General features: G+C 36.5%; 6 protein-coding genes. 1 reads left to right on the forward strand and 5 read right to left on the reverse strand.

Annotated features, from left to right (window positions below):
* Nucleotides 1–19 precede the first annotated feature (19 nt).
* The 5 genes from IE080_RS08595 to IE080_RS08615 form a co-directional block, all read right to left on the reverse strand.
* Nucleotides 20–952, reverse strand: coding sequence for a hypothetical protein (locus tag IE080_RS08595; protein ID WP_189580739.1), 933 nt, complete (start codon nt 950–952; stop codon nt 20–22).
* Nucleotides 953–974: 22 nt separating this feature from the next.
* On the reverse strand, nt 975–3,677 hold the full coding sequence (locus IE080_RS19675; RefSeq protein WP_189580741.1) for a S8 family peptidase: 2,703 nt from the start codon (nt 3,675–3,677) through the stop codon (nt 975–977).
* Nucleotides 3,677–6,517, reverse strand: coding sequence for a virulence factor SrfC family protein (locus IE080_RS08605; RefSeq protein WP_189580743.1), 2,841 nt, complete (start codon nt 6,515–6,517; stop codon nt 3,677–3,679). The genes IE080_RS19675 and IE080_RS08605 overlap by 1 nt, the downstream gene beginning before the upstream one ends.
* A gap of 12 nt (nt 6,518–6,529) precedes the next feature.
* Complete coding sequence (locus tag IE080_RS08610) at nt 6,530–9,610, reverse strand: virulence factor SrfB (protein WP_189580745.1); 3,081 nt, start codon at nt 9,608–9,610, stop codon at nt 6,530–6,532.
* Nucleotides 9,611–9,790: 180 nt separating this feature from the next.
* A complete protein-coding gene (locus IE080_RS08615) occupies nt 9,791–10,654 on the reverse strand; it encodes a DUF4846 domain-containing protein (protein WP_189580747.1) in 864 nt (287 codons plus the stop codon).
* Nucleotides 10,655–11,936: 1,282 nt separating this feature from the next.
* On the opposite strand from IE080_RS08615, the gene IE080_RS08620 reads away from it, so the two are divergent.
* Entirely contained in the window at nt 11,937–12,467 is a 531-nt protein-coding gene (locus tag IE080_RS08620; RefSeq protein ID WP_189580750.1) for a hypothetical protein, read from the forward strand.
* Nucleotides 12,468–12,488: the final 21 nt, after the last annotated feature.

The following is a 12,488-nucleotide window of genomic DNA, read 5'->3' on the forward strand; positions in this document are numbered from 1 at the left end:
AAATTAAGTTCTTTGGTTATTATAGTTCTATTTCGTAAGGAGCCAATCTCCCAAAACTCACTTTACTGTCTCGTTTAGTTAGAAAATAAGATAATAGCATCAAAATGTATATTAAAAACGCAATTCCCATAGTTACAGGAGTAGGGCTACTTTCAGCTTGAAAGTATTCTTTCACATCTTGGAATGTCAGCGCATAACCAAATGTTTCTGCGGATTCTCCTAGTTGTACATTCGAAGAATACCTTTTTAGCTCATTCAACCAGAATTCAGATTTTTCTTCCACTTCATTCACGATAGTTACAATCCCAAGAGGCTTCCAGTCTTTAGTTGTTGATTTGGCGTCACGTAACCATTTGATAGCAATCTCTTTAATTCCATTGTTTGAAACTGAATCAGAATAATTGGTAGGAAATAAATCTGCATTTGCGGCAAACATTTTACTTCGTATTTGGACTTGGTCGGTCACACTTCCTGTCACGAATCCAAAGCTGTTGTATTCCTGAGGATTTATTCCTTTGCTTCTCACCACCGTCTCGAGAGTGCTTTCATAAATAGTTTTTCTATTTTTGGCATATTCCTCGTATTTCGAAAACATGTTTTCAGCCTGCTCAATCGAAGAAATCATTCGTTGTTGAATGAGTTCTTTATTTTCCGATACTGTAAAATAGTGTGGCAGATGTTGTATGGAGAAAAAAGCAAACAGCAAAGTGAAAACAATGAGCATCATCATTTCAAAAATAAAATTTGTTTTGAAATTACCTTTGGCACTCTTAAACCTTTTGGCTAAATGGGCAGTAGCAATTAATGTTAGAGCAATAATACCTGATACGGTGAAGCTATTATTAAAATCCCCTAATGTGTAAAAATTTAGCCCAAGAAAGCAGATAATGCCGAAGATAATACCTCCAATTAATGTTAAGACATCTGCTAATGAAAATCTTGATCGTTTCATAAATCTATTTGTAAAATTCCAATTAATAATTTGCCGATAACTTTTTTAATTCCCTTTCTACTCTGTCAAGTTCTGCTTGAAGTCTTGCACGCTCTTTTTCAAGCTGACTTCTCTTGTCATCACCTCCTTGAGATTCATTTTTTCCTGCCCTATTTCCAACTGTAAATGACTTCACAAACTTTGCCCTGTCTGCTGATTTAATTACTCCTGCCAATTCTTCCACATTACCATCATACTTAATCGTGATGGTATATGGTGTTTCATCAATAGTTGGCTCGTGGTTTTTAAAATATTGCAGGTAAACATTGTAAGTACCATCTGGGGCTGTTCCTGGTCGCCAGAATATGTTTTCAATGGGGCTTTGACTGTCTGGAAATTCCACATTCATGTCGATTTCTAATTGTCCACCACTGGAAACGGATCTGTTCTTATAAGAAATGGTTTGTCCAGTTGGATCTGTACATATGAGATCTAGGTCATTATAATTATTCCAACTAAGTAAAATCTGGACATCACCTGTAGATGGTTTTGGAGCACAGTCTGGCTCTGCTCCTGACTGGACAAAATCCAACGCTTTGTCTACCTGTATTAATTTACCTATCTGACCTCTCGTATATTTTCCTGTAGTTTGAAGGATACAAATAATCTGTTTGGAGGTCAAGGAATCATTTAAGCTTTTCATCAGGGCTACAGCACCAGATACTATAGGGGCAGCCATGCTAGTACCATCCATTGAAGTATATCCATTTTTACCTACTGTACTGTATATATTTACCCCTGGTGCTGAAACGGTGGACCGACTTCCATAATTACTGAAAGCAGCTTTTGATGGATTATTTCCATCTTGGTCTATAGCTGAAACTGTGATGAAAAGTTCTGGCCGCTGTAAAGCATCAATACCCGTCAAAACGTTATCATTTCCTGCAGCGATAACCAATGTTGAGTTATGATTGGCAGCAATTCTCATCACCCTTCTCCAAAGGCGCTCTTCTTCTTTAAAGCGATTTTGAATAAGTTCTTTCTGAGCATCCTCAGGAATTCTTGAAATTCCATTAAACTGAGAACCCAATGAAACATTCACTACATCTGCACCTTGATAGAGAGCATAAAGAATTCCATCCAATACAGAAGTAGTAGTCATCAGTCCATGTTCGTTTGCGACTTGAATTGGCATGAATCTGGATTCAGGAGCTATTCCCGAGATACCCTGTCCATTGTCAGCCGTAGCGAGAGCTATTCCTGCCACATGTGTTCCGTGGTCTTCTTTCTGGGCAAACACATTTGACGAATGTGACCAAACATTGTAAGGAGCAACTACTTTTTGCTTAAGCTCAGGATGCTGGAGATTGAAACCATTATCTACAATTGCAATCGAAATCTTACTAGAACCTTTGGTGATTTCCCATGCTTCAAATGCATTTACTGCTTTCAAATACCATGATTTAGAGGCATCGCTTATAGCTGGATCATTGGGGATAGAGGCCCCTTCAAATAACGACTCATCAAAAACAAATAAATCAAAATCTGGAGCGAAAATAGTTGGAATTTCTTCCTTAATCTTTTCTCTTTCCTCAGTTGGAATTTCAATCTGCATTCTCTTGACTACATTATCATAGTAAACAACTTGATACTTACTATCAGGGTATTTCTCTTTGAATGCTTTTGCCAAATCCATAATTGATTTGTCGTCATTTTCCATCAGAATATTGAGTCTATTCCCAATGATGTTTGGATTTCCAGGAATTATCTCTGGATTCTCTGGCAATGGTGCAAGAACTCCCTCATTTGGAGGCAAAACACCTTCAAATCCGGGAGGAGAAGGTTTGGGCGTATAGGGATTGTTTGGATCATATTTACCACCATCTTTCCCTACATTTGGATCATCTGCCAACCAACCTTGGTCATTTTCACTTAAAGCCCCTCCTCCATTAAAGGTTCTATTCGAATCACATCCTCGTAATAGGCTAAATAGTAAAAACAAAAGAAGCAACAGTAATAATAGCCAGAGTAGACTTCTTAAACACCCTCTACCAAAGAATAACCCTTTTAACCACTCAATAAATCTAAGGTGCCATGGCCTTTTTTTGGGCTTCTCTAGCTCTATTGGTACTTCGGGAGTAGGATTATCAATAACTTCAGGTTTGTCCTCTCTAATACCTGATGGTATTGGAGGTTCGGCAGGCTCATCTGGCTCAATAGGTTCTACACTATCTACAGGGATGTCATTTTTTGTTGGAACTATAAGGTTTTTCCGTATTTCACTGATATCCTCCCTTAAATTCTCTTTTAGCTGTAGTCCCCAAACACCTAAAACAACTTTTTCATCATAACAATAGACAAACCTATTATCTATAAACTTGATTGTCTTTGATAAAAAATCGGCTTTTAATTTCTCATTCCCTTTGTTAAGCCCATCGATAACTTGTTTATAATGTTGGAGCGTTTTATTTAAAATTTCCTTATACTTATCTCCTTCAATTCCAGTAAGCTCAGAAAGAATTTTTGGTTGGTCCTTGCTTTTTTTTCCATGAAATGTAACTGATAGATTTTCCTCAGTTACAGGATGGGAGATAAAGGAGCGAAACTCCTCATCAATATTATTACCAATAATATTATCTAAAGCATCAAAGCGTTCAAAAAGCACTTTCCCTTCAACTCCCTGAGTGCTTTTGAAGTATTTTATTTCTATCCTACAAAGAGGTATTTTATTTATAACCTTCGACATTATTGGTCAGCATTTAATGCTTTTGCTTTATCAATAATTTTAGCAAGCTCATTATTGGCTTGCACATTGTAATTTGGAATATCGCATACGGACACAAATCCAATTTTTAATTTATTGTACCAAGTCAAGTAATTTTGGTAGTGTGGCATAAACTTCATTTCACTTGGATTTTGCTGAATGATATCAGTCCAGTTTTCCACTCTTTCAAAAAGCTCCTCTATAGAAGTATGAGTTGAATCATCTGATTGTGAAAAATTTAAACCTAACTTGCTTTTTTCGTTGGCTTGGACTAAATCGGACAATTGAGAACTATCAAAATACTCTAAACCAACGCTCAATATTGCATTATTTAATATTTCTGAACTAATATCAGCAATAATTTCAAACGGTATTTCGGTTTTGAAAACACCGTCCACATGACTTCTTATTCTCTCTGCAATTATTTTAGAAAGTTTAATTTTTTCAAATAGTTGCTGGTACATTTCTATTAAATCATGAAAAGCGCTTGAATTATCTCCGCCTAAAATAGTTTGTATATATTTTTTTTCATGAAGGGCTATGTATACAAACCAGTATTCCAGTAATTCCTCGGAAAGCTGTTGTGCACTGTTTTTTATTCTATTGATATTTCCGACCAACAACTCATCCAAATCAATATTTTTTAATGCCAACTCTTGCTCAAAATTATTTTTTTCCTCTTCAGTATTTCTTTCATAGTGGGCACATAATCTCTCAAAGTACGTTCCCTTAGTATCACCAGGAAGTACGGGGACTTGCATTCTGTAGGTACTATATATGTCTAAATTGACCACATCCCTATGCTCGATATCATCAATTTTCTTTTTAAATAATTCAAGAACAAGTCCTTCATTAATCATGAAATCTTTGATCAACCTACCAAAGTTTTTGATTCCGTCAGCACTAAAAGCTGTGTCCAATAGTAATTGAATACTTCCAGCTTTGGATTTGGCTTTTTGTAACTGTTCATCTTTATCATTGCTATGATAATATTTGAATAACTCAGTATTCAAGGCATTTAAAATCTCTTGGAGCTCTACCTGTATTCGTGCTTTTCTAGCTTCGTTTATATTTTCACTCGCTATTGTCAAGTTTTTAATAATTAAATCAGTCCCATCTTTATTGACAGTAGCTGCTTCATCCCATGATTGATTCGGATCGGGAAAATGTTTTTTTACAAATGGGTAGTTTAGAAATGATTCTTTAAGTCTTTCTCTAAAATCAGGAAATCCTGCTGGTTTTATCTCCGTAGTTTCCCTTTTCAATTTCTGATAGTCATTGAAAATATTTTTTGAATAATTAAAATCCCTCAATAAATAGATATTATTAAAATTTTGATGTGTCTTAGTCCAGTTATTGAACCAACCATACGTCTCACTATTCAAAATCTGTACAGATAGGGTTTTTTCAAACCGTTGTTGCCATCTGTAATTTAATGATGTTAAATCTTGAGATGAATCATGTATATTATTATACTCCAAATTGATATTGAAGAACGTACCGACTATAAACAGAGGTGAAATCTTTGAATTTTCTATAAATCTTTCCCTTTTCTCAGGAGTGTCACCTATAAATTTTTTTATCCATGAATTAAGCATTTCTGGAATTGATCTAGCACCAGGTTGATCATGCTTTGCACATAGCATAAAAACATTTATCTTTTCAGCCTCAGAGTATTTATTAAAAAGATAAGCAACTTTTCCACGAAGCAATAATTCCCACACATTTTCATTTTTTATATCAGCTTCTCCAAGCGTTAACCTTCCACGTGCACCTGGGAAATCCAATAAATCAGTTTCTCTTAAAAATGGCTTAGTTTCAAGTAGCGACTTATCTTGTGGAAATATTAATTCTGACGATAGCGCACACAAAAATGATTTCTTTATTATCATATTTTTCTCTAAAATGCCTTCCATCCATATAGCTGGCGTATCCTCCCTATAATCAACTTCAATTTTTTTATCAGTAGAGGAATATATTTCTTTTATTCTTTCAACGTCTAATAATGTTCCATGCTTTCGTAAAACAGCTTCTATTGGAAGATACACTGATGGAGTAAAATTCATTCTATCATATTCTGAAATCAAATCACGAAAAAGCATCGTGAAAATTGGGTTATGATTCCATAAATAGGAAAAAATATTCTTCCACTCGTTAGGTCTCGTTTTAGCAATAAAGAAAGACACTTCTTCAAAAAAATTCGATGTTAAAATATTTGATGCTTTGTTTGAAAAGTGCTCTTTGAAGTATTCTTGAATATCTAAAATATCATCTTCATTTAAAAATGATTGATGATAATTGATGTTCCTTAATTCATTTTTTAAGTTCTTTATAGCAGAATTAACTTCTTCAGTACCTAACACTGTGCCAATATCTGCTTTAATATCGTTGTAATAACTATCGCACAGAACTAAAATTATGTCAGCAGGACTTAATAGATTGGCTTGAATTGGGTATTTTAAATTAATTGGTTTAGCCTTTATCGAAAACCTAGACACTAGACTAGTTGATTCACTCCCTCCTCCAAAAGGGTTTATTTCTTCTAGAAAGTTAAAGTGATTACCAGATTCATCTTTTATTCCAAAAGCCTTTTCAGGAGATGATAAGAGATTGTTGACCAAATAGGATTTACCTACTTGACTTTCTCCATAAATCGCCACTGCTGGGTTACTCTCAACGGCAAATTTTTTCCTGTTTAATTTTCTTCGAAAGTTTACTAGTTTCCTGTAGGATTGTTTTTGTTTTTCCCCATCAAGAGACGTTGAAATCCATGTTAAAGAATCTTCTACTATATCTAATTGATTTTGAATATAATTTCTCACGTGGCCTACTAATTAATTATTGACATTTAAAGAAAAAATCCCTGAGTCCAACCAGAAGTCATCCAACTCACTCATACTTTGAACATTAAGGGTAAAAAGATTTTTAGAAAGCACATTACCTTCTTTATCAACTATTTCCTCAATCTTAAGCATTTCAACATCTTCTTGTACATCTCGAGAAAGTGTAATTTTAAGAGGTGTCTTTTTCCTTATTTTACTTTTTTCCTCTTCTATTCCAATCTGTACGGCATGGTCATCACATTCATCGTCAAGTCTCCCTTTTACTCGATCCTCTATTTTAAAGTCGTCGAAGTTGAAGGTATAAAATGGTCTTGAAGGGTAGGATGAAATATCTAGTTGACGTACTCCTATTCGTAAAGGTAGTGTTGGCACACTAATGGTCACATGGTTTACCTCCGGAGTTATAAAAGTTTCTGAATAATTTAGTTTTTCATTCAAAATCCCAAAATAATTTGTTGTGGGAGTTAGCTTCTCCTTCAAATCATCAAGGTTTAGCTTAAATCCATTCAATCCACCATTTTCTGCTTTGTTCCCTATCAAAGCACCAGTAGTAATGATAGACTTTGGATTTAAAAATTTACCATTTCCATCAATGAATTTATATCGTTTGTCTTCTGGATACCACCTGCCTACTCTATAATCATTCACGGTTTTTAGGCGATTTGGGGAAATGGCATAGTGTTTTAAAAATAATTCTGTTAATGGTCTTAAAGATGTGGGTCTACCTGATAGAAGAACGATATCACATTTATAGAATGATAGTAGAGACGATATTTTCCCCGTAAGAGAATCAAAAGTTTTCTCTACTATGGATGAAATCACCTGCTTTTCATAATGCCACTGAATTGATTCTAGGCTAAATCCAAAATGCGAAGTGAAGTGATTTAGAACATTCTGAGAAGGGGGATTCCTTTCAAAAAGTTCACTAAAGTTGATTATTTTGCTTTCTACAATATCTTCTTTTAATAATTCCAAAAAGTATGAAACAATTGGTACGGAGACCTGAATGTTAAAGTCACTTCTTAATTTTCTGTTTCTGAAAGAAACCCCAACATTTGTCCCCAAAAAGGGATGTAGGTATTCAACTGGCTTTTTTCCAAGACTGAGAAGTTTTTTTTCAATTGGAGAATATTTCCCTTCAATTATTAATTGATGAATTAGCTCTTTCATCAGATCATCCCCAGCTTTGTAGAAACTTTCCCAATAGAGTGGTACTGGTGTTAAGGTACATCTTTCACTACTATCATACTTGTAAGCAGCAATCATTACATCAGTAGTTCCTGCACCAATATCAACTGACCCTATTGTTAGAGATTTCTCATGATAGCCAGATAAGTCAGCCCTTACTTTCCCGTAAAAGTCAAAATACTCCTTTACATTATTCATGTAACGCTGACCAATTTCAGCATATAGATAGACAAATTGAGCGGCAGTAGCTTCATCATAAATCCAGTCTTCAGGAGTATCAGTGGAAGATTTTTTGATGGAAGGAATGACTTGAATAATATTTTTTATCTCTTTTTCATCTTGTGGTTTATTGTGACTTTTTTTAAAATATCTATTTAGAATAACTGCTGCATCTTCTGCGCATTTCCTAAGGGAACGTTGTTCTACTCTTGACATTGCTGTTGGACAGGTTACAATAATTTTTTTTATTTGCCTCGGAAGTGATTCATTGCCCCAATGCTTTCTTTGTTCATAGCTATTGATTTGCATATTTGCTTGAGCCAGAATTTCGAGAAAAGCCAAGGTCATTAAGGCTCTCCTAGAATATTGCATCAGTACTCCTCCCTCACCAGATAAATTTAGTGAACCATCCAAATTCAGCTGTTCAGAAATCCCTCGGATAAAAAATGGCTCGGATGATTCGCCTTCCAATTTTATAAATTCCCATTCTTGCTTACTTTGCCTTTCATCCCAAAGAAACCTTTTTGGACTTGAAAAGGTACTTGTTTTCTCTGTACCAGTATTGAGATTGACTGCTTGGTGGATTAAATTATTTGCTTCTTTACCTAGGCGAAGCTTACTTGGAAAGATAAATTGATTACTATTCGCTAACCCAAATGCCCCACCAAAATCTGCCTTCCTAAAAGCAAGCCTCATGTCAAATGATTCTTTATACTTTTTTAATTTACCATCTTGAACTGGGTTAGAAAAATCTTGGAGTTCAACTGGACTCATTTTGGTAAAGTCTCCGTCATCAAAAAGAACCGCACATGTCCTTGAATTACCAATATCAACAACTAAATCTACGTTCCCATATGCTACATTGAAATTATTAAACAAGGTAATTTCTGGTAATATGCCCTTTTTCTGAATATAATTAATAATCAATATATATTGAGCCAAATACGTTAATTTAGGTTTCTGACCTTTTAGGTCAGCAATATTTTCGACTTCATGAAACTTCCTTAATAAATATTTATCAATCCATTCACAGTTATTACTATCAGATAAATATCCTAATAATTTATACTCATCATTGCACAAAGCAAAACTCCTTGTTTTTTCAAAGTCACTAGAAAAAACAGGGGTTTCAAATAACTCGTCATCTTCAAATCCTTCTTCTTCATTCGATGTTTTTGTATCAAATGCAATAAGAATGTCAAATTCCTTTTTACCACCTACCTGATTTGTAGGAATTAATTTAAACCTACACCAATTAGTTGGACCAAATCCTGATTTTTTCCCAATTAAATAGAAAAATGGCATTGGGAGCCACGTATTTTCAAACTTAGCCCAATTAACTTTATTCAACCCTACATCAAAACAACCATCATTATCTTCGCTACTTCCATCGATGGAAATAATTTTAAAGTTGTCACTTTCAAAATCATCCTTAATTGTCTCCCAGTTATCTGTAACCACACCATTTTTTACATATCCTAAAGAAGAAAGATTTTGCTTTTTCACCCATAAACCATCGTCAGAAAAATAGTGTGCTAGCTCTAGCTTCAATTGTTGATCTTTGGTATCATACCATTCGTGAAAATACATTTTGAATTTGTCATTAGGCTCAATGTGCAGTTTTTCGTGAAAAAGCTGTATGCCAGTATTAGCTATTAAATTCATGGTGGCTGAAAATCTATTTTGTTAGCGTGAACAATATAAGTAAAAAAAATATTTAAAAACCATCAATTTAGTATTCGTTGAAAAACAGACCAAAAGTGTCGATTTTTACAAATAAGCGTTAAAGCACATTCCTGAAAACCGGCGATTTGGTCTATCAACCAAACTCATTTCTGGCTCAACCTAAAACCTCCTCACCCCCACTTCCCTCAACCAAAACCGCTTGTGCCAGAAGATCCCGGACTGGGGAATTTTGAACCAAGGGCTGATCCCGGAATGTCCACTTTTGACGATATGAACCGACTGGGCGGGGGTAAAGCCTTGGGCAAGGAGGTAGATGAATTCACCTTTGGCATTTTTGGCTTTGTCCACAATAATCACTGCATGGCCAGGACTGCCAGGTTGGACGATGACATCTCCAATTTGGTACTCGCTTTTGCGGTTCACTTGTTTCATATCTCTATGCAAGGAAATGGTCCCCGCATACATAAAGACAAAATCCAAATAGCGTCGGAAAGCCTCATAGGAATTGTCAGCAGCAGCCGTTTGCTTGAAACTCACCTGATTCCCCTTCACCTCCGGACGCATACCCGAAGCATAGGCTGACCAAGCATAGGTATGGCCTGATGTAAAGTTGAAAGCGATTTGGTCTTCTTGATTCTTGTTCCATAGGTACTCCGCCCGCAAGCGGATAATGGCATCCGCACATTGCTGCAAGTCTTTCTTGCCCACATCTATATCCAATACCGCCACATGGCTTCTTTGATCAGAAATGGGTTTGCCGGTATAATCCAGCACAGGCGAGCCAGGCGGTAGTAAGGGAAAGTCCTGCAAATAAGCCTCCCAGCTTCCCGATGGTGCCTTAGTTTTTTGATAGCCCTTGGGAGCAGGGAAACGCTCGTAGATCGTCCTAGCGGAATTATTTTCCGCTAGCTCAGCTGTATCAAAAGTATCCGAATATCTATCTTTACACGCAGCCAACACCAACAAACCCGGAAAAAGAATAAACAGTAACAAGGCCGAACCCAGCCTCCATTGATTTATCATAGTTTAATCAAATAACGTTGCCAAAATATCAAAAAACGAACTATGTAGTATATCCGAAAATCAAAAAATCTCCACGCAAAAAATAAGCGACTGATTCTTAAGCCTAAAATTTTAATCCATAACGATACAAGAAGTAAAAATAGTTTGTAGCTAGCATTCGTCAAGCATCCAATTCGACTCCTACCGGAGTCGGGAATTATGTATGGCCTGTCCTTTTTCTACCCCGAGTTGCGACTCGGGGCTAATACCCTGCGGGATTGAACTCCTTGCGGAGTTAGACTAAGTAGATAAAAACCCGCTTCTCGAAATTTGCAATTTCGGGAAACAGATAAATGGAGATTTGCAATCTCCTTGGGTAGTCGTCTTATCAAGCCAAATAATCACTAAGTTTAAAAAGATTGCCCTCGAAGATTACAAATCCTCATTCATCTTCAGACCGTGATAACAAATCTCGGACAGCGTAGGACTACAATTCCCCAAATAGCCCTAATCGGATATTTAAAATCATTACTTGAAATAACGACCATCCAAACTTTTAAAAATCATGTTCGTTACTTTTGGCATCGCCCCAAAAGTAACCAAAAAGTCTAGTCAGAAAAATCCTTCTGCCCACAAGGCCACCGCCGGCCCGGTTTTCTGACTTCCTCCCCGCTGCGTCTTGTGCTAATGATAGGACTGGCAAAGTAGATACTTCTAGCGGATATCCTTGATAAAGCTAAAGATTTTCCCTTAATCTCCTAAACACTCTCCATCCGTGAAATCTGTGGACAAGAAAACATTCTGCAATCGCTATCCAAACACCTCTCCGTTTAAGATCTCAGGGCTAACGCCCCTCTCCTGAGCCAGCGTAAATCAATACTACGAAGATCGCAGGGCTTACGCCCCTTTTTCGTCTGGAACAGTTATTTCAACCTTATTTCACGAAGTATATTTCACCCTTAATCCATTTCACTACCCTCTAAAATTATCATCTAATATCGCGAAGCTTATATCAATCAATATCTATCCCATACCTTATTTCATTTCACTACCTCCTAAAAATATCAATCAATATCGCTAAGCTAATATCAATCAATATCTATTTCCCAATCAATTCGCGTAGCTTTCTGTACCCTATACTTGGTACTTCGTACATGGTTCTTTGTACTAGATCCTCATTACAACAACCCATCCTCTTATACGTATGTATTCCTACAAGGCAACCGGTACCGCCTCTCCAACTCCTTGTGGCGGTTTTTGTATCTGATAGTATCTTCCACAACCAACTATTACCACTACTACCATGAAAACCACATTCTTAACAATTCTCGCTTTTGCATGCTGCTTCACGCTCCGGGCACAGACCTTTCATACCTTTCCAACCCAGAATGGCATCAGTTCCCCATTCCCTACCCAATCCGTCACTCCTGCCCCGAATAGAGCCAATACCTTCCATGTGTACGAGCACACCAATGGAATCCGTAACATTGCACCTTCCCAAGTAATTCAAGTGCACCCAAACGGCACCAAGCAAGTATTCAACACCCGAAATGGAATCCAGGAAATCACACCCGTGCAGGTAATCAAACCCATGCCCAATGGGGGTTCACAAATATTCCAAACCCAATCAGGTATTCCCAACATCGTTCCCAGCCAAACCATCCAACCCAACAATCGTGGTGGCATCGATGTATTCCAAAATACCAACGGCATACAAGCCATTACCCCCAGTAAAAGCATCCAACCTATGAATCCCAATAGCTATGGGGTGTTCCAAAATACTAATGGTATTCAATCCATATTCCCTCATTCGGTGATCCAAAGAAAGGACTAGGGGAATTGAAATGAAGAATGA

Source organism: Mongoliitalea lutea (genome assembly GCF_014652135.1).
In the GTDB taxonomy this organism is placed as follows: domain Bacteria; phylum Bacteroidota; class Bacteroidia; order Cytophagales; family Cyclobacteriaceae; genus Mongoliitalea; species Mongoliitalea lutea.